This is a genomic window from Ruania halotolerans (assembly GCF_021049285.1).
GTDB classification, from domain to species: Bacteria; Actinomycetota; Actinomycetes; order Actinomycetales; family Beutenbergiaceae; genus Ruania; species Ruania halotolerans.
The window spans coordinates 1,263,386-1,282,693 of the sequence record NZ_CP088017.1 but is presented as its reverse complement, the minus strand read 5'-3'; the positions used below and the strand labels follow the sequence as shown (position 1 = coordinate 1,282,693).

Here is a 19,308-nt window from a genome sequence, read left to right as displayed (position 1 = left end):
GGAAGGCAAACCCCCCGGACGACCTCCCTGAACCTGACTGACGCGACATCATCACGGATGCCCCTCTCCCTCTTTGGTCACACTCATCATCCGCACATCCGCCACGTAGCAGAGGCATCTGAACTATTTACTGTCGGGCCCATCCACCAACGCTGGTAGATGGATCGTGGGATCTGGATTCGCCAGGCCTGTCTCGACGGCCCGTTGAACCACTGTACATACGATGCCTGTTTTAAGCGATCTTCGTCACAATCGGGTCATTACCGTCGCGGTCGCTTGAGCGACAGGCCAGCCCGGCTCAGGCTCGTCTGGCCTGCAGTCGGTGTGTCAGGCGGCCATCGCGACGGTGTCCTCGGCGTGCTCGGCCCTCACGTCGCCGATTTCGCCCTCACGGACTGCGCGGCGGCCGAGCAGAATCGTGTAGAGCCAGTATCCGGCCAGGACGAGCGCCCCAATCGTGATCTTGACCCCCGTGGGCAGATTCGAGGGCGTCACGAAGCCCTCGACGAGTCCGCTCACGCCGAGCACTGCCACCAGTCCGATGGCCACGGTGAACACCGAGCGGCCCTCCTCGGCGAGCCGTCTGGACCGGGTGGTGGGCCCGGCGAATGCCCAGGCGAAGAACAAGCGCAGCCCGGCGCCGGCGGCGATGAAGATGGCGCTCAACTCCATCAGCCCATGCGGGAGGATCAGGGCGAAGAACAGGCCGAGTTGGTCGTGCTCGGCCATCACCGCAGCGGCCAAGCCGATGCTGGAGGCGTTCTGGACCAGCACGTAGATCGGGAAGAACCCGGTGATTCCGCCGGCGATGCACTGGGCGGCGATCCAGGCATTGTTGGTCCAGACCTGGGCGGCGAAATCCGGGGCGGGGTAATTCGAGTAGTAGGCCTCGAACAGCTCATCCGCGTATTGCTGGCGCTCATTCGGGGTGCCTGCCAAAGCGAGCATCTCCGGATCACCGGCTGCCCGGAAGCCGGTGACGGCTCCGATGATGCAGAACAGCGCCGTCGCGGCCAAGGTGAGCCATCGGGCCCGGTAGAAGGCTGCCGGTAGCGAGATCAGCACGAACCGGGTGACGTCGCTCCAGGCCGGCTCGTGGGCTCCGGCGATCACCCCGCGAGCGCGGGCGAGGAGACCGGAGAGCCGGGTTACCACGGATGGGTCCGGCGCGGAGGTGCGCACCTGCGAAAGGTGGGTGGCGGTGAGCTGATAGAGCTGCACCAGCTCATCGGCCTCGGCCCCGGTCCGGCGTCGCGCACGCACCAATTGGTCGAGGCGATCCCACCGGGCGGCGTTGACCGCCACGAACGCATCGATGTCCACACCAGCTAATCTGCCATAGATGAGTGCTCCGATGCCGCCCGCCGGTGAGCCGGCCACGCGCCCGGTCACCACCAGGACCGGCGCGCCCCCGAATCCATACGCCGAAGGAACAAATCGCGGCACCGAGTCAGCAGATGCGCCCGCCCATCGGTCGGGCCCACCAGGAACGTCTCGGCCTCATTCGCCGGCGAGGATCCGGGCCTCGGCCACCACGCGGCCGGTCGGTCTGCCCACTGATCTGATCGTCACCGGTGAGGCGGTGGCACTCGAGGCCCGCCCCGCGATGTTGCTGAGCCGGGTCGGATCCGGACTGATCGATCTGGCCGTCGGCGCGGTGGGTGGCCTGGTGATCCTGGTGCCTGGGCTCGCGTTGGCCACGAACCAGGCACAGTCGGCCGCCGTGATGATCACCGCATTCGTGACGGCGATGGTGATCATCCCCACGACGGTCGAGACGATCACCCGTGGCCTCTCCGCTGGGAAGGTGGCCACCGGGATCCGGATCGTGCGTGAGGACGGTGGGCCGGTCCGGTTCCGCCAGGCGTTCGTCCGCGCGTTGACGGCGGTGCTTGAGGTGTGGTTGACGTTCGGCGCCGTCGCCGTGATCACCTCGCTGGTCAATGCCCGCGGGAAGCGTCTGGGCGATCTCCTCGCCGGCACCTACGCGGTGCGCGCCCGTGGCAGCGAGGCGGCCCTCGCGCCGCTCTTGATGCCGCCGGACCTGGCGAGCTGGGCAGAGCATGCCGACATCCGCCGTCTGCCCTCCGGCCCGGCACTGCACGCACGAATCTTCCTGGGCCGAACTGGATCCCTGCGCCCCGAGGTCCGCGATCAGGCGGCACGCTCGCTCGCGGCAATGATCGAGCCGTACGTCTCCCCGCCACCCCCATGGGGCACGCACCCGGAGCGCTTTCTGGCTGCCGTCCTGGTCGCTCGACGGAACCAGGAGTACCAAGCGGCCTCCCGACGTCGGGAGACTGAGCACGAGGAGGCCGAGCGCATGCGCCGGCTCCCCTACGGAGTAGCCGACTACTCCTAGTCCTCGCCAGCGATGCGTCCAGGCGGCCGCTGCCTTGCTCGACGCAGCGAAGTCGTCTCAGCCCGCTGTCAGTGCCACCAGCCGCCCGTCAACTCGGCGCACGCTCACCGGGATGTCGTAGATCGACTCCAGTACCGCCGGATCCATCACCGCCTCGGCCCGGGCGTCGGCCACCACCTGCCCGTCGCGCATGGCGACGATCCGGTCGGCGTACCGGGCTGCCACGTTGATGTCGTGCAGCACCACCACCACGCGCTTATCCAGTTCGTCGGCCATCCGGCGCAGCAAACGCATGATCTCCACGGCATGGGGCATGTCGAGGTTGTTCAACGGCTCATCCAGCAGCACGTACCGGGTGTCCTGGGCGAGCACCATGGCCACGAACGCGCGCTGGCGCTGCCCGCCCGAGAGTTGGTCCAGGAAGCGTTCGCGGAACGGCTGCAGGTCGAGGTAGTCGATCGCCCGCTCGACATGCTCTCGATCCACCGCAGTCATCCGCCCCTGGGAATGCGGGAATCTGCCGAACTCCACGAGATCGGCGACGGTGAGCCGGGCGGCGATGTGGTTGTCCTGGCGCAGCACGGCGAGCGCCTTGGCCAGTGCCCTCGACGGCGCCTGCACCACATCCATCCCATCCACCAGCACGCGACCTTCGTCGGGGCGGATCAGGCGGCCGATGATCCCGAACAGGGTCGACTTACCTGCCCCGTTCGGCCCGATCAGGGCCGTGACACCTTCGTCGCCGAAGGAGATCGACACATCATCGAGCACGGTCTGGCCGCCATAACGCTTGGTGGCGCGCTCCAGCGCAATCATCGCGCCCCCTTTCGTAGGACGAGGGAGAGGAAGAACAGTCCACCGGCGAACTCGATGATCATCGCGAGCGCCCCACCGAAGCCGAACACGCGCTCCAGGAGGAGTTGCCCGCCCACCAGGCACACCATGCCGAGCCCCACAGCGGCCGGCAGTGTCCAGCGGTGCCGGAAGCTGCCCACACAGGAATAGGCGAGGTTGGCCACGATCAGCCCGAAGAACAGGATCGGGCCGACCATGGCGGTGGAGGCGGCGATCATCACGGCGATGATGGCGAACAGCATCATCACCACCCGCCGGTGGTTCACGCCGAGCCCCACGGCCACCGGCTCGCCGAGGCTGAGCACATCCAGGGTGTGCAGCAACGGCACGACTGCTGCACAGCCGAGCAGGACGAGGATCCCGGTGAGCAACAGCAGGGTCTCGTCCGGCCTGGCGAGAGAGGCGAACATCGCATCCGTCACCACCTGGAAGTCCAGAGGATCCAACATCCGCTGCATCCATTCGGTGAAGCTGCGAAAGAACGTGCCGAGCACGATACCCACGAGCAGCATCAGGTGGATCGAGCGCCGTTTGCCGGCGAACATCCACGTGAACAGGAACACGCTGAAGGCCACCATCACCACCAGCTGCGCGGCCCACAAGGTCAGCGCGTCGAAGGTGAGGAAGCCCGCCGATCCGAGGAAGAAGACCATCGCTGTGGCGATCAGGGCGTAGAAGGCATCGAAGCCCATAATCGACGGCGTGAGGATGCGGTTGGCAGTGATCGTGTGGAACAAGACGGTCGAGACACCCACGGCCGTGGCAACCACGAGCATCGCGAGCACGGTGATGGATCGGATCTTCAGTGCGAAGGCGAGCGAGCCGGGCACATCGGTGAAGAAGTAGAGCGAGACCAAGGCCACCACGACCGTGGCGAGCAACCCGAGCCGGACGGCCGGGCACGCCCACCAGCTGGCGAGGACGCCCCGTGCAGTCGCCGGCAGCCGGCCAGTGTGGGCAGCGGACTCGGCATCGCCGGCTCGGCCGGCGCCGGCGGATCGTGTGGATGATTCAGTGAGCACGGGACCGCCTGCGTAGCAACAGCCAGAGGAACACTGCGGCCCCGATCACGCCGACGATCACCGAGAGCGGGATCTCGTACGGGAACCGCAGCACGCGGGCGAGGATGTCGCAGGCCACGATGAACACCGCACCGAGACCGGCCACCCATGGGATTGCCCGGCGCACGTTGTCCCCGATGATCAGGCTGACGACGTTGGGTACGACGAGTCCGAGGAAGGGCACGATCCCCGCCGTGACGAGCACACAGGCGGTGATCACAGCGATCACGATCATGCCGATAGCCATCACACGCCGATAGTTCAGGCCGAGATTGGTCGCGAAATCTTCCCCCATCCCGATCACGCTGAACCGGTCCGCGGCCACCCAGGCGATCACCACCATCACTGCGGCGAGCCAGAGGTACTCATAGCGTTCTGCCATGATGCTCGCGAAGCTGCCCTGGGACCACTGCCCGAGCGATTGCAGCAGATCGAGCCGGTAGGCGATGAAGGAAGTGATCGCACCGACCACGCCGCCGAGCATGATGCCCACGAGCGGAACGAGGACCAACTGGCGCACCGGGATGGCCTTGACCACCTGCAGGAAGAGCCACGTGCCGAAGAGCCCGAAGGCGGCAGCCACCGCAGCCTTGCCCATCACCGGCATCCCGGGGGTGAGGATGATCGTGCCGAGCATGCCAAGGGTGGCGAACTCGGTCACCCCGGTGGTGCTCGGTTCCACGAACCGGTTGCGCACCATCATCTGCATGATCAGCCCGGCGATCCCAAGCGAGGCGCCCACGAGCACCACCGCGACGGTGCGTGGGATCCGGCTGACCACCAGTAAGAACCCAGCGCGACCGCCGTCGTCGGCACTCAGCAACGAGGCGGGCGTGACGTCGGAGACTCCGATGAACAGGCTCGTCACCATCAGCACCACGAGGCCAGCGCTGATGAGCACGCCCACCCAGGTCCGCGAAGGGCGGGCCTGGGTGGGCGTGCTCTCGACGAGAGGGGTAGCCACTGCCACGAGCTGAGCGTCAGGCCACGGCTGCGCGGACGTCGTCGATCATGACCTGCGTGGTGTCCAGCCCGCCGTAGACGATGTACCAGGCCACCGGGTTGAGGTAATGGATCTGGTCGTTGGATGCGGCGGTGGTCGCGTCGATGATGTCGTTGTCGAGGACCGCGGCGGCGGCTTCCGCGTCCTCGGTACCGATGGCCTGGTCGCGGTCGATGACAAATAGGTGGTCGGGGTTCTGCTCGAGCACGAACTCGAAGGAGACCGGCTCGCCATGGGTGGCGCCCTGGATGTCCTCGATCACCGGCTGCACGCCGAAGACGTCGTACATGATGCCGCTGCGGTACGTGAACCCTCCCTCAGTGCCACCACTGGCCGCGAGCGCGCTGAGACTGCCACCGGAGACCATCACGCCGAGGCCGGTGCCGAGCTCGGCGGTCTCGGTGCGCACCTCCTCGATCTGGGCGAGGAGATCGTCCACCGCTGCCGATGCCTCCTCCTCGGCGTCAAACACCTCGCCGATGAAGTCGGTGTTGCGCTCGAGTGTTTCCAGATAGGTCCCGGCCGGGCTCAGATCGACGGTCGGAGCGATCTCGTTGAGGTCCTCCCACAGCGCCGAGGAGCGGCCGGAGATGAGGATCAGGTCAGGCTGCTGAGCTTCGATCTCGACGAGGTCGGCCTCGAAGAGGGTGCCCGCGTTGAAGGCGTCCTCGCTCAGATAGCCGGCGAGGTACTCGGGGACCGACTCCAGAGGGGCACCCGCGACCTCCCCGCCGAGCGCACCGACGGTGTCCAGGCTCGCCATGTCGAAGGTGACGACTGTCTCGGGGTTGACCGGGACCTCCGCCGTCGTGGACTCGTACTCCGGTTCCTCGTCCTCGCCGGCAATGTTGCGGTCCCAGGTGAAGGACACGGTCTCGGTCGATGCGTCGGCATCGGGTTCGGCGGCGTCACCGGACCCACCGCAGGCGGCCAGGGCCATCGAGGATGCGGCCACGAACGCAATCGTGGCCAGGGGGCGCTTCAGGGACATAGGTCACTCTCCTCAGGTGGGATGCCAGACCGTCACGATCAGGCGAGAGCGGACGATCACGGCGATACACGCCGACCAGCTCGTATTAGTGGAGCCTAACCTATATGAGGTGAGCCTTACCTGACTTGGATGGAGGAGTGATTGATCTCACCGACCGGCGGTCGACGCGGTCGATGTCGTAAGTGCGGAGGATCAGTGGCCGATCGGAACGAGAGAAGGAGCGCTATTCGGCGTTCTCGTCGTCGTCGACAACCCCACTGGTGCCCTGAGCGCGATGGATCCGGCCGCGCCACCACAGGATCGCGCTGCCCACGAGAGCGGCCAGCACCGAGGCACTGAGGACCGCGATCTTGGCGTGTTCGTCCCGCTCGTGCCCCACCCCGAAGGCGAGTTCAGCCACGAGCAACGAGACAGTGAAGCCGATCCCGGCGAGTGCCCCGACGCCGAGTACATCGCTCCAGCCGATGCCGGGTGCGAGGTTCGCATGCCGGGTGCGGGAGATCAGCCAGGTGGCCGCGAGGATCCCGACGGGTTTGCCCAGCAGGAGACCCAGCGCCACGCCATGCAACACCGGGTCGGCCAGTGCCTCCCCCAGCACGCTGGGGTCCACGGAGACTCCGGCAGTGAAGAGGGCAAAGATCGGCACCACCACACCCGAGGAGATGGGGCGCCACAAGTGCTCGAAGAACTCGGCCACTGAGGCGTCGCGGGAGAGCTGGCGCGGCAGTCGGTCCGCCGCCTTGCCGCGCAACGGGACGGCCGGTGCCACCATTCCCAGTGCCACCCCGGCGATCGTGGCGTGAATCCCAGAGGAGTGCATGGCATACCAGGTCAGCACGGCAAGCGGGATGAGTAGATACCAGGACGTGATCCCCCGGCGCACCAGCAGCGCGAACAGCGCCACACACCCAGCCGCGGCGAGCAACCAGAGCAACGTCAAGCCCTCGCTATAGGCCACGGCGATTACCACAATGGCGAGCAGATCGTCTACCACGGCGAGCGTGAGGAGGAACGCACGTAGCGAGGCCGGCAACCACTTGCCCACCAGGGCCAGTACGGCAACGGCAAAGGCGATATCGGTAGCGGTGGGGATCGCCCACCCGTGCGGGGCGCCGTCGGCGGCAGTGAGATTGAAGGCGAGGTAGATCACGGCCGGTACGGCCATACCGCCCACCGCCGCTGCTACCGGCACGATGGCGGTGGAGAAACGCCGCAGCTCGCCGGTGACGATCTCGCGTTTCAGTTCCACGCCCACCACGAAGAAGAAGACGGCGAGCAGCCCGTCTGCGGCCCACTCCCCCACCGTGAGGTCCAGGTGCAGGGGCTCGCTGCCGATCACGGTGTCCCGGATCGTCGCGTAGGAGTCCTGCCACGGGGAGTTCGCCCAGACGAGGGCGAGCACGGCCCCGGCGATCAGGAGCACCCCGCCCATCGCCTCACCCCGGAGGGTGTCGGCCATGTTCCGCAAGCCACCTGCAGAGAGTCTGCCGAAGAGCGGCTCGACCAGGGGCGACTCGTGGTTGCTGTTGCTCATCGCGCGCTCTTGTCTGTAGCGGTCGTGCTCAGGTCAGTAGCGGTAGTGCTCAGACTTGTAGGGCCCTGCGACGTCCACGTCGATGTACTCGGCTTGCTCCTTGCTGAGCTCGGTCAACTCGACCCCGAGGGCATCCAGGTGCAGGCGCGCGACCTTCTCATCAAGCACCTTCGGTAGCCGGTGCACATCGAGGTCGTAGTCCGCGGCCGGGTCCCAGAGTTCGATCTGCGCGATCACCTGGTTCGCGAAGGAGTTGCTCATCACGAACGAGGGGTGCCCGGTGGCGTTCCCCAGGTTGAGCAGCCGCCCCTCGGAGAGCACGATGATCGACTTCTCCTGCCCCTCGCCGGCCGGGATCACCCACTCGTGCACCTGCGGTTTGATCTCCTCGCGGCGCACGCCAGGGATCCGGCTCAGGCCGGCGATGTCGATCTCGTTGTCGAAGTGGCCAATATTGCCCACCACGGCCTTGTCCTTCATGCCGGTGAGGTGCTCGGCACTGATGACATTCACGTTTCCGGTGGTGGTGATGAAGAAGTCCGCAGTGGCGAGCACCGATTCCAGGCGCACCACCTGGTAGCCGTCCATCGCCGCCTGGAGTGCGCAGATCGGGTCGATCTCGGTGACCACCACCCGGGCGCCCTGGCCGCGCAGCGCCTCGGCCGCACCCTTACCCACATCGCCGTAGCCGCACACCACGGCGACCTTGCCGCCGATCAGGATGTCGGTGGCCCGGTTGATGCCGTCCGGGAGCGAGTGCCGGATGCCGTAGCGGTTGTCGAACTTGGACTTAGTGACCGAGTCGTTCACGTTGATGGCCGGGAACAGCAACTCCCCGGTGGCGGCGAGCTGGTACAACCGGTGCACGCCGGTGGTGGTCTCCTCGCTGACTCCCCGGATGCCGCCGGCGATGCTGGTCCAGCGCTGCGGGTGGGTGCCGAGGGACCGGCGGATCAGGTCCAGGAAGACCACCTTCTCCTCGGAGTAGCCGGCCTCTCCCGGCTCCGGGGCGGGTGGCACCGCGCCCGCCTGCTCGAACCGGCTCCCCTCGTGCACGAGCATCGTGGCGTCGCCACCGTCGTCGAGGATCAAGTTCGGTCCCTCGTCCGGCCAGAGCAGGATCTGTTCGGTGCAGTCCCAGTACTCGGCGAGCGATTCGCCCTTCCAGGCGAACACCGGCACGCCCTGCGGATCCTCCGGCGTGCCGTGCGGTCCCACCGCTATGGCGGCTGCGGCCTCGTCCTGGGTGGAGAAGATGTTGCAGCTCGCCCAACGCACCTGGGCACCGAGCGCGATCAGGGTCTCGATCAGCACCGCGGTCTGCACGGTCATGTGCAGCGAACCGGCAATCCGGGCCCCGCGAAGGGGCTGCGCCTCGCCGTACTCCGCGCGCAATGCCATCAGGCCCGGCATCTCATGCTCGGCGAGGCGGATCTGGTGGCGGCCGGCAGCGGCGAGGGACAAGTCCCGAACCTTGAACTGCCCAGGAATCTCGGAGAACGTCATGTGGCCAGACTAATGCGGTCCAGGGCGCCCACGACGCGTTAGGGTCACTCACGCCCCTGCCTCGGAGACCGCCTTGCCCCGCCACTCAACCGGACAGACAACTCCTACACCCTCCCGAACGGCCGCCTTCCGGCCGGAGATCGAGGGGATGCGTGCAGTCGCCGCGATCCTCGTGGCCGTTTTCCACATCTGGGTGGGCCGGGTCTCGGGAGCGGTGGATGTGTTCTTCGTGGTGGCCGGATTCCTGATCACCACCTCGTTGCTGCGCCAGGTGGAGGGCACCGGCCGGGTGCGGGTGGGGCAGTACTTCTCCCGGCTGGCACGCCGGCTGCTCCCGTTGGCCTCAGTGGTTCTGGTGGTGGTAGCCGTGCTGGCCCCGTTGCTGCTGCCGGGCACGCGCCTGCGTGCCACCTTTGCCGAGATCGCGGCGTCCGCGGTCTATCTGGAAAACTGGGCACTCGCCGCGAAATCGGTGGACTACCTTGCCCGCGACGATGCTCCCAGCCCAGTACAGCATTTCTGGGCGATGTCGGTCCAAGGGCAGTTCTATCTGCTGTGGCTGCTCCTCGTGCTGGTGGCGCTGCACTGGGGCGTCCGCCACTTGCGCCGCCGCCTGGCCGTCCTCATGGGTGCCCTTCTGGTGGCGTCGCTGACCTGGTCGGTCCTGCTCACCAACGCCAATCAACCGCTTGCCTACTTCCACACCGGAGCCAGAGTCTGGGAGTTCGCTGCGGGCGGCCTGGTCGCTCTCGCACTCGCTGCCGGCCCGCGGATCGCCGGGCGGGCGGGCGTCATAACCGGTTGGCTGGGCCTGGCCATGATCGTGAGCACGGGCACCCTCTTGCCGGTCTCGACGGCGTTCCCTGGGTGGGTGGCGGCCTGGCCCGTGGCCGGCGCGGTCCTGGTACTCCTCAGCGGCGCCTCGACGGGCGGGGTGCAGCGACTCCTCGGGTCCCGGCCCCTCGCCTGGCTCGGCCGGTACTCCTACGGGCTGTACCTCTGGCATTGGCCGCTCCTGGCGTTCCTTCTCGCGCACACCGGCCAGTCCACCGCCGGGATCGGGGCCGGGCTCGCGATCATCACCGCCGCTCTCGTATTGAGTGTTCTCTCCACCACGCTGGTGGAGACTCCGATCCGCACCCGGCTGCCGCTCGGCCCGTGGCGCACGGTGGCGGCCGGGGCTGTGGTGATGCTTGTCCTCGCCGCGACCGCCACGGGTTTGGGCCGAGCGGGCAATACGTCCGCCACGGCGGAGCCCAACCACAACATCGCTGACCATCCTGGCGCTGCCGTTCTGAACGACCCGGACATCCGTGCCGACGCCGACGTCGCGCCCTATCCGGCTCTGGAGGACGCCACCAAGGACAAAGCTGCGGTGTACGCCGACGAATGTCACCAGGGCCAGGGCACCGCAGAGGTGCGCACATGCTCATATGGCAACACCGAGGGAGATTTCACCGTCTATCTCGTGGGAGGAAGCCATTCCGCCCACTGGTTCCCTGCACTCGAGACCGTGGCAACCGACAACAGGTGGCACCTGGTCTCGATCACCAAGAGCGCATGTCTGTTCAGCACAGATCCTCCGGGCTCGGGAGACGAGCTCGAGTACTGCCGGGCATGGAACGACAACGTCGTTGAACTCATCGAGAACAACCCGCCAGACCTCCTAGTGATGACCTCGACGCGAGGAGCGGGCGAGGCGGAGCAGGTGCCAGCGGGTTATCCCGAACGGTGGGCAGAAATGGGCGCGCTAGGCATCCCGGTGTTCGCGATCCGGGACACCCCGTGGTGGCCGAGCAGCCCTTTGGACTGCATCGCCCAGCACGGAGCCCACAGCGATCGGTGCGCCGCCCCGCGTACGGACTTCTTCGCCACGACTGACCCCACCGCAGGACTCGCTGACCCGCCTGCGAACGTGCACTTCGCCGATCTGAACGACTACATCTGCGCGCCGAACCTGTGCGAACCCGTGGTCGGCAACGTGGTGGTCTACTACGACAACAGCCACCTCACGGCCACCTACTCGCGCAGCCTCGCCCCGATGCTTGCTGACGCCCTCGCGGACGCGGGCTATGGCCTTTCAGGTGAGGCGTAGCGGAAACACGCGGCGATCAGGGGCGGCCAGAACCGGCGGGCGACGTCGGCGACCTCTGTGCTGCCAGCGCCGCCACGAGCGCCAGCACCGCCGGAACTAGCAGCATGGCACCGGCCAGGTTCACCGCAGTGAATCCGCCCCACGCGAGGATCGGCCCAGCAAGCGCGGCAGCCCCGGCGCCCGCGTAGTTCATTCCGGCGTCGGTGGCGCCCTGCAGGGGCACCCGCACGTGCTCGTCGGTAGCCGTGGCGAGCAACGCCGAGGCGCCGATTACGCTGGCCGACCAGCCGATCCCGAGCACGGTCAGCGCCACGGCGGTGAGCACGCCCGTGCCGCCTGCCTGTGCGGCGAGTAGCCCGAGCACCACGGCAACCGCGATCAGCGCCATCCCGAGGGCGCCGGTGCGCACTCCCCCGAGCTTGTCGGCGCACCAGCCGAAGACCGGGCTGAGCCCGAACATGCCGAGGATGTGCAGACTGATCACCACCCCCACCACGGTCAGGGACATGCCGTGATGCTGCATGTGCACAGGAGTCATCACCATGATCATCACCATCACCGCGTGCGCACAGGCGATAAGCACGACGGCGAACCGTGCCACGGCGTGCCGGCTCGCCCACCGCAGGGCCGCCCAGGTGCCCACGGGTGCAATCGGCGCCTCGCGCTGATCGGCGGGTTCCGCCGCCGGGCGGCTGCGAACCAGACGCGGATAGCCGAGGCCGATCACCAGGGTGGCCAACGCGAACGCCACGAGGGAGAACAGGTACGGTCCGGCCAGGGTGGGCAGCCCGGCCGCCACGCCCACCCGGTTGCCCGGTTCGGAGAGGTTCGGCCCGGCCACGGAGCCGATCGTGGTGGCCCAGATGACGATCGCCATCGTGCGCCCACGGCTGGCAGCGGGGGCATTCTCCCCGGCGGCGTACCGGGACTGCAGGTTCACCGCCTGAGCCACGCCGAACAGGCCGAGCCCAGCGAGCAGCACCAGCAACTGATCAACGACGGCGGCCGTCACGATGGTCACGGCCCCCACCGTGGCGATGGCGTAGCCCACGGTGAGGGACCGCCGTCGGCCGGCTCGCGCGGCCACCCGTGCCAACGGCACGGCGGCGATGGCGGCGCCCAGCACGCTCGCGGCCTGGCCCAGGCCCGCCACCGAGGTACCGCCGAGGCGCTCGGCGAGCAGCCCGCCCACGGCAACGCCGGAGGCCACGCCCACGCCGCCGAGCAGGTTGGAGGCGATCAGGACGGAGATGGCGCGGCGGCTGGTGGTGGACTCGACGGCGGTGCTCACCGAAGGATTCTCGCACTGGTCCGATCGGCGTCAACGCTGAGAGAGGATGGGGGTATGGATTCGAAGTCGATGCCTCCTCCGTTCGATGGGCTGACGATCGAACAGCTACGTTCCGCGGGGAGCGTCAAATGGACGACGTATCCGGACAAGGTCGGTGCCTTCGTGGCGGAGATGGATTTCGGGGTGGCACCGCCGATCGCCCGGTCGCTCCATGAGGCCGTGGACCAGGCGTCGTTCGGATACCTCCCCGTCGCTGCCTCCGAGGCGATGTCGCAGGCATACACGGCGTGGGCGGGTCAGCATTACAGCTGGAGGGTGGACCCGGCGGATGTGCATCCGGTGGCCGATGTGCTGGCCGCGCTGGAGCTCACCATCGACTTCTTCACCGAGCCCGGTTCTGCCGTGGTGCTTCCGACCCCTGCCTACATGCCCTTCCTCACCGTTCCCGAACTGCACGGTCGACGCATCATTCAGGTGCCGATGGCCCGCGACGGGGACCGGTACGTCTACGACCTGGACGCCCTGGAGACCGCATTCGTCGACGGCGGCGGACTGCTCGTGCTGTGCAACCCGCACAACCCGATCGGGCGCGTGCTGGAGGCGGTGGAGATGCGGGCAGTGGCCGAGGTGGTCGAGCGCCACGGGGCCCGGGTGTTCTCAGACGAGATCCATGCTCCGCTGGTCTACGCACCGCAGCAGCATGTGCCGTATGCATCGGTGAGTGAGGCAGCGGCCGGGCACGCGATCACGGCCACGTCGGCGTCGAAGGCATGGAATCTACCCGGCCTCAAGTGCGCCCAGGTGGTGCTCTCCAATGACGCGGACCGGGCGGTATGGCGCCGGCACGGGCACTCCTTCGAGCACGGTGCCTCCACCTTGGGCGTGATCGCCAACGCCGCCGCGTATACGGACGGGGCGCCGTGGTTGGCGGACGTGCTCGAGTACCTGGATGGCAACCGACAGCGCCTGGCCGAACTCGTGGTCGAGCACCTCCCTGGCGTGCGGTATCGCCCGCCGGAAGGGACATACCTGGCGTGGCTCGACTTCGCTGACTTCCCCCTACCTGGCGGGGCCTCGAAGCCGGCCGCGTTCTTCGCCGCCCACGCCGGCATTGCCATGACTGATGGCGCGATGTGCGGGGAGGTGGGACGCACCGCGGCGCGCTACAACTTCGCCACCCCACGCCCGATCATGGAAGAGTCGCTGGCAGCGATGGGGCGGGCGATGGTGGGCGCGAAGTAGTGGGCGACGACGGACTCTCGACGTCTCGCAACTCGCCGCATGGTCGGCGTGGGCGCCGACCGGGCTGGCTGCGACGTATCGTTGGCCTGTCCTACTCCCAGCTCAGGAGAACACCGTGAAGATCGCCGTCGCCGGCACCGGCTACGTGGGCCTGTCCATCGCCGCCCTCCTCGCCCAGAATCACCGCGTCGTTGCACTTGATGTGGACGCGTCCCGCGTGGACGCGGTCAACGCCGGGCGGAGTCCCATTGCGGACGCCGAGCTCGAGGAGTACCTCGCCTCCCGCCGACTCGATCTGCACAGCACCCTCAATCCCGATGAGGCATACCCAGGCGCAGAATTCGTGATCGTGGCCACGCCCACCAACTACGACGAGGAAACGAACTTCTTCGACACCTCCACCGTGGAGGGCGTGATCGCGGATGTCGCCGAGATCAACCCCGGCGCTGTGGTGGTGATCAAGTCGACCATTCCTGTGGGCTTCACCGAACGGATGCGTGCGGAGAATCCGCGGCTACGGATCCTGTTCTCACCCGAGTTTCTGCGTGAGGGGCGGGCGCTCGCGGACAACCTGCACCCCTCCAGGATCGTCGTGGGCGATCGGTCGGAGGACGGCCAGCGCTTCGCAGACCTGCTCCTTGAAGGATCGCTCGATAGCGATGTTCCCGTGCTCCTCACGGACCCGACTGAGGCGGAGGCCATCAAGCTGTTTGCCAATACCTACCTCGCCCTGCGGGTGGCGTTCTTCAACGAACTGGACTCATTCGCCGCGACTCATCAGTTGAACTCCGAGCAGATCATTCAGGGCGTCGGGCTCGACTCCCGGATCGGGACCCATTACAACAATCCCTCCTTCGGGTACGGCGGATACTGCCTCCCCAAAGACACCAAACAACTGCTAGCCAACTACCAGGACGTACCGCAGAACCTCATCCATGCCGTGGTCGAGGCGAACACCACCAGGAAAGACTTCATCGCTGCTGACGTGCTCCGCCGCAACCCCGAGGTGGTCGGGGTCTATCGGCTGGTCATGAAGTCCGGGTCAGACAATTTCCGCACATCCGCGATCCAGGGGATCATGAAGCGGATCACAGCTAAAGGTGTGGATGTCATTGTCTACGAACCCGAGTTGGACGACGATCACTTCTTCCACTCACAGGTGGTCACCAACCTCGATGAGTTCAAAGCTCGTGCCGACGTGATCCTCACCAACCGGTACCACGAAGATCTAGTCGATGTACCACACAAAGTCTACACACGAGACGTCTATCATCGCGACTGAGTGCCAACTGAGGCTCTGAGCCCACGACCCAGGAACCGTGACAGACTCGTGCTGCGCCCGTATCATCCCATGCATGTCAGTCCCCGCAGCCGTTGAAGCCCGGAGCCTCCGCGACGCCTTCGGTCATGGCTATATCGCCACGACCGCAGCCTCCCAACTACCTCCCTCCGCCGACGGCTGGCGGAAGGAGGTCATAGGCCACCTTACGTTCGCATTTCAGGACCGCACCGTAGTTGCTACGACGACCGGCCCGGACTCCCGATTCCACGCCGTACTCATCGGAAACCCTGTCGACCTAGAATCGGCATCGATCGACCCACAATTGATCGCCCGGAAGGCGCACTCTTCCCTGGAGCGCGGAGGTCTCGACGCATTCACAAGATACGTGGCGTACCTTACTGGCCGATTCACAGCAATTGCGATAGGCCCACAAGAAGTCACAGTCATACCCGACACATGCGCGACGCAAATGACATTCTGGTCAGACTCCGCCAGAACATTCATCGTTGGCAGTCATGTCGAACTCGTTGCTGAGGCTAGCGCCGCTGAGACGGATCAAAACGCGATAAACAGGCTCAATCGACTTCGAAAACTACACCCTGGAGCGACCTACTACTTCGCAGGAATCGAAACTGCCTACAAGGACATACACCCTGTCATAGCAAACTGTCGACTCCGGTGGTCCTCCACCAAAATGGTAGCTGATCACGAGCGCTTCTACCCGTTCGACGATCTTGACATTGGCAACCCTACGGGCCGAGAGTTCAGCGAATTTCGCGAGATCTTGGATCAAAACTGCGAGTTGCTTACAAAGTTTGGTCGGGTCGGGATATCATTGACCGCCGGTATGGACTCTGGTTCAACACTGCGCGCAGCACTCCCCTACCTCTCAGACGGCTCGTTCACATTCACCTATTTGAACCCCAAAGAAAAGCTGGCACATTTCAACGACATCTACGAGGCAAATCGAATTTCCTTCGATGTCGGGATACCACATCGCGTGATTCGATGGGGCAAACCGGAGCCTGGCACACTGTTCGACGCTGTTTTCAGCAAGACTTGGAATGCAGTGCAACCAAGTTCAGGTGCAGCCCGCGCCATGTACGACGAATTGCCGCGCGACTTCTTTCAGCTTAACTCCATCCTCGCCGAGGTCGGAACCGTTTTCTACACTAGGCGCTCCGAGGCGCCGCCATCCCCTCGACGTCTGACATTCCTGTACCACGGCCCGAATGTGGCCCGCGAACACGAGTATGTCGAGCAGTTTGAGCAGTTCATCGAGTACGCCGACTTTCGTCCAGAGACAATAGGAGGGTACGACTATCACGATTTGTTCTACTGGGAACACAGAGTTGGTAGGTGGGCCGCACAGAAGCCGCACGAGGGCGACCTGGGGCATCGCGTGCTCCAACCTTTCAATTCACGACGATTGATCGAAACGATGCACCGGCTACCATACGAGCAACGCGCCGATAGAGCACTTCTCAAACAGCTATACGCCGAGGACCTTCCACGTTTCGATCCAAGAAAAATTCTACCTAGAAATAATGGCGCTGGCATCGCTAATCGACTCTCGAGAATCATTCATGGACGATAGTCGATAGTCCCTCAGCGGCCTGACACAGATTCGAGGGAGCTCTCAAGATCGTCTTGGAGAACCTCAGTAAGCGTGCGCACGTAGGTGTCGGTAAGGTGCGATCCTTGTCGATACACCAAAACGTTCCCAATGACAGGGACGCACATGTTCGTAGGGCATATCCAGTCCGTCAGATCGATGACGTCGACGCCTGCGACACGATCCGCCGCCGCGACTTGCTCCGGTGCGGCCGATGACTCGACGCCACTTGCAAGCGAGAAGGCACATTCGTCGAGGGCACTTGGGTGTTGCAGGACGCACTCATAAACTGGCTCCCCTAGTGTTGGACTTGGATTGTCGAGCAGCACGATCACCGGAATCCCGGCATTCTCCAGGTCGCCCCATGCTCCAGCCAGCGATCGAATCATCTCGTCGGATGTCGCAGTCGAAGGATCGGTCGCATCTTCCAGGGCGGTCGTCGCCCGACTCGACACCAGTACCGCGTCGGGCTCATCTCCCAGAATTTCTGCCATCACATTCTCGTTCCATTCGGCGCATTCCAAGTAGGCTGACCCTTCCCGGACTTGCATGCCTGAGTGGAGTCCACAACTAGATTTGGTCATCACGACTACATGCCAACCTCGATCTTCTGCGATAGCCTCTAATGCAGACCACCATTGGAGTATCTTAGAATCGCCAGCCACTGCAATCTGAGTTTCAGAATCGGGATCTCCTAGTTCGCACGTGATGACATCCGTACCTTCAGCGGACTGTTGACAGTCCTTCGGATACGCTGCCGGCACATCCGCGACCGCATCGACAGCGGTTGGTACGTACCACTCGATCTCACTCAGACTCTCAATCGATCCGGGTTGAGGCTGGGTATCTCGTCCGATTTCCGACGCTCCTGCAGCATCGTTTTGTGATGTCGATCCCGTACTGCTGGGCAACGCAATCACAAGGACGAGTCCGGCAATTACGCCTGCTAGAGTGAAGTTGCCTCCTAGCGATAGGGACAGACGGTCCGAACGTGCCAGGATTTGGGAGCGCCTGATCGGGTTCTCGATGAATCGGTAACTCAAATAGGCTGGTATAAAGGCAATAGCAACGACCAGCAGTCCGCGCTTTTGTCCCAACTCTCCCCACATATCCGCTGCCGCGACTAGCAACGGCCAATGCCAGAGGTAGAGCGAATACGACAGCGCGCCAATCCAGACGAAGATGGGGAATGACAGGAAGCGTGCCACGCTACCGGCAGTTGCCACATAGCCACTGACGATGATCGCGACGGTACCGAGCGTCGGCCAAAGCGCGGCGTATCCGGGCCACTCCACCCCGGAGTCGAGTACGAGTGCACTCGAGACAACTGCTGCAAACCCTCCCCATCCCAGAACCACAGCAATCGCTGACGGTACACGGGGCCAATGCGTGGCACCAATCGCCACTACTGCACCGAGACCCAACTCCCAAAGTCGCGTGGGCGTCACGAAGAACGCAGCCTGGGGGCTGCTGGCTGTGATCAACAGTGACGCTGCGAACGAGACTACGATCACAAGTCCAATGGCCGCGCCCGCCCACAACCTTAGGTTCTCTTGAGCACGTCGACGTATCCACCATGCAACGAGTACTAAGAGGAGGGGCCAGACGACGTAGAACTGCTCCTCAACGGCGAGGGACCAGAAGTGTTGTACCGGTGAGACGCCCACATCCTCGGCAAGATAGTCCACTGAGCGCGCCGCCAGCGCCCAGTTCACGACGTACAACGCTGCGGCTACGATGTCCCACCCGAAGGTCTGCCAGTCCACAGCCGACGCGCTCCACCAGGTAAGTAGTGCCGTGAACACGAGTACCACTGCAGTGGCCGGTAGAAGGCGCCGTGTCCGGCGCGCGTAGAAACGCGAAAGCGAGATCCGGCCGTCGCGCTCGAGCTCCCGGATCAGCAACCCCGTGATCAGGAAACCCGAGAGGACGAAGAACACATCGACACCGATGAAACCACCGGGGACCGAGCGAACACCAGCGTGATAGACGAGAACGACGCCAATGGCGAGCGCGCGCAGGCCCTCGATGTCAGGCCGAAACGTGGAGGCTGCCGAGCCAACTACGCTTCCGCTGTGCCGCCCGGATGGTGCGGCACGCCAGGTTGTGGAGGCTGGGTCGGCCACAGGTCGTCTCGCTTTCAGGTGTCGGTTAGGTGAGCCGGCGCTCGTTCAGACCAACAGAGGATAGCTGCGGAATGTCTTCCGGCCGGCGCTCGTCGATCCGCGCGGTCAGGTCCAGCGGCGTCAGGATCATTATCCGCAGGCCGAGTGAGAGACTACGATCGAGATCATTATGACCAGCACTCGACCGACTGTCATCCTTATGACGAGCAATGGCACTGGCATGGGTCACTTGTCACGTCAGACAGCGGTCGCACTCGCCGGAGCGTCACAGTTCGACACTGTGATCCTGTCGCTCTCGCGTGCCCTCCCACAGGTCGCATCCGCAGCATTCTCCAACAAGCTTCC

General features: G+C 65.1%; 14 protein-coding genes. 5 read left to right on the top strand and 9 right to left on the bottom strand.

Going from position 1 to position 19,308, the window contains the following annotated elements; translation table 11 throughout:
• Positions 1-327 precede the first annotated feature (327 nt).
• Positions 328-1,446 carry a stage II sporulation protein M gene (locus LQF10_RS05620; protein ID WP_354002630.1) on the bottom strand — a complete coding sequence of 373 codons (1,119 nt, stop codon included), beginning with the start codon at positions 1,444-1,446 and terminating at the stop codon, positions 328-330.
• A 136-nt stretch (positions 1,447-1,582) separates the two neighbouring features.
• Between LQF10_RS05620 and LQF10_RS05615 the strand changes: the two genes are divergently transcribed.
• The gene (locus tag LQF10_RS05615) at positions 1,583-2,362 is read left to right on the top strand and encodes an RDD family protein (protein WP_231066503.1); all 780 of its coding nucleotides are present in this window, start codon (positions 1,583-1,585) and stop codon (positions 2,360-2,362) included.
• Between the two features lie 57 nt (positions 2,363-2,419).
• Here LQF10_RS05615 and LQF10_RS05610 read toward each other — a convergent pair whose 3' ends face one another.
• From LQF10_RS05610 to ahcY, 6 genes are all read right to left on the bottom strand, one after another.
• Positions 2,420-3,178, bottom strand: a complete 759-nt coding sequence (locus tag LQF10_RS05610; protein ID WP_231066502.1) for an iron ABC transporter ATP-binding protein — start codon at positions 3,176-3,178, stop codon at positions 2,420-2,422.
• On the bottom strand, positions 3,175-4,239 hold the full coding sequence (locus tag LQF10_RS05605; protein ID WP_231066501.1) for an iron chelate uptake ABC transporter family permease subunit: 1,065 nt from the start codon (positions 4,237-4,239) through the stop codon (positions 3,175-3,177). The genes LQF10_RS05610 and LQF10_RS05605 overlap by 4 nt, the downstream gene beginning before the upstream one ends.
• Positions 4,229-5,242: an ABC transporter permease gene (locus LQF10_RS05600; RefSeq protein WP_231066500.1), complete on the bottom strand. Its 1,014-nt coding sequence runs from the start codon at positions 5,240-5,242 to the stop codon at positions 4,229-4,231. The genes LQF10_RS05605 and LQF10_RS05600 overlap by 11 nt, the downstream gene beginning before the upstream one ends.
• Positions 5,243-5,258: 16 nt before the next feature.
• A complete protein-coding gene (locus LQF10_RS05595) occupies positions 5,259-6,272 on the bottom strand; it encodes a siderophore ABC transporter substrate-binding protein (RefSeq protein WP_231066499.1) in 1,014 nt (337 codons plus the stop codon).
• Between the two features lie 223 nt (positions 6,273-6,495).
• Positions 6,496-7,806: a Na+/H+ antiporter NhaA gene (gene nhaA / locus LQF10_RS05590; protein ID WP_231066498.1), complete on the bottom strand. Its 1,311-nt coding sequence runs from the start codon at positions 7,804-7,806 to the stop codon at positions 6,496-6,498.
• Between the two features lie 33 nt (positions 7,807-7,839).
• Positions 7,840-9,312, bottom strand: coding sequence for an adenosylhomocysteinase (gene ahcY / locus LQF10_RS05585; protein WP_231066497.1), 1,473 nt, complete (start codon positions 9,310-9,312; stop codon positions 7,840-7,842).
• A 148-nt stretch (positions 9,313-9,460) separates the two neighbouring features.
• Between ahcY and LQF10_RS05580 the strand changes: the two genes are divergently transcribed.
• Positions 9,461-11,407: an acyltransferase family protein gene (locus tag LQF10_RS05580; RefSeq protein WP_231066496.1), complete on the top strand. Its 1,947-nt coding sequence runs from the start codon at positions 9,461-9,463 to the stop codon at positions 11,405-11,407.
• A 16-nt stretch (positions 11,408-11,423) separates the two neighbouring features.
• Here LQF10_RS05580 and LQF10_RS05575 read toward each other — a convergent pair whose 3' ends face one another.
• Positions 11,424-12,698 carry an MFS transporter gene (locus LQF10_RS05575; protein ID WP_231066495.1) on the bottom strand — a complete coding sequence of 425 codons (1,275 nt, stop codon included), beginning with the start codon at positions 12,696-12,698 and terminating at the stop codon, positions 11,424-11,426.
• Positions 12,699-12,752: 54 nt separating this feature from the next.
• Here LQF10_RS05575 and LQF10_RS05570 point away from each other — a divergent pair, with 54 nt between their 5' ends.
• From LQF10_RS05570 to LQF10_RS05560, 3 genes are all read left to right on the top strand, one after another.
• Complete coding sequence (locus LQF10_RS05570) at positions 12,753-13,940, top strand: MalY/PatB family protein (protein WP_231066494.1); 1,188 nt, start codon at positions 12,753-12,755, stop codon at positions 13,938-13,940.
• A gap of 115 nt (positions 13,941-14,055) precedes the next feature.
• A complete protein-coding gene (locus tag LQF10_RS05565; protein ID WP_231066493.1) occupies positions 14,056-15,222 on the top strand; it encodes a nucleotide sugar dehydrogenase in 1,167 nt (388 codons plus the stop codon).
• Between the two features lie 73 nt (positions 15,223-15,295).
• Positions 15,296-16,819, top strand: a complete 1,524-nt coding sequence (locus tag LQF10_RS05560; RefSeq protein WP_231066492.1) for an inosine/xanthosine triphosphatase — start codon at positions 15,296-15,298, stop codon at positions 16,817-16,819.
• An 11-nt stretch (positions 16,820-16,830) separates the two neighbouring features.
• Here the strand turns inward: LQF10_RS05560 and LQF10_RS05555 are convergent, their stop codons facing one another.
• On the bottom strand, positions 16,831-18,963 hold the full coding sequence (locus tag LQF10_RS05555; protein WP_231066491.1) for an acyltransferase family protein: 2,133 nt from the start codon (positions 18,961-18,963) through the stop codon (positions 16,831-16,833).
• Positions 18,964-19,308: the final 345 nt, after the last annotated feature.

What these genes read in the sequence shown, in the direction of transcription:
- LQF10_RS05610 (WP_231066502.1), bottom strand. Translation starts at nt 3,178, where the DNA reads ATGATTGCGCTGGAGCGCGCCACCAAGCGTTATGGCGGCCAGACCGTG.
- LQF10_RS05595 (WP_231066499.1), bottom strand. Translation starts at nt 6,272, where the DNA reads ATGTCCCTGAAGCGCCCCCTGGCCACGATTGCGTTCGTGGCCGCATCC.
- nhaA (WP_231066498.1), bottom strand. Translation starts at nt 7,806, where the DNA reads ATGAGCAACAGCAACCACGAGTCGCCCCTGGTCGAGCCGCTCTTCGGC.
- ahcY (WP_231066497.1), bottom strand. Translation starts at nt 9,312, where the DNA reads ATGACGTTCTCCGAGATTCCTGGGCAGTTCAAGGTTCGGGACTTGTCC.
- LQF10_RS05580 (WP_231066496.1), top strand. Translation starts at nt 9,461, where the DNA reads ATGCGTGCAGTCGCCGCGATCCTCGTGGCCGTTTTCCACATCTGGGTG.
- LQF10_RS05570 (WP_231066494.1), top strand. Translation starts at nt 12,753, where the DNA reads ATGGATTCGAAGTCGATGCCTCCTCCGTTCGATGGGCTGACGATCGAA.
- LQF10_RS05560 (WP_231066492.1), top strand. Translation starts at nt 15,296, where the DNA reads ATGTCAGTCCCCGCAGCCGTTGAAGCCCGGAGCCTCCGCGACGCCTTC.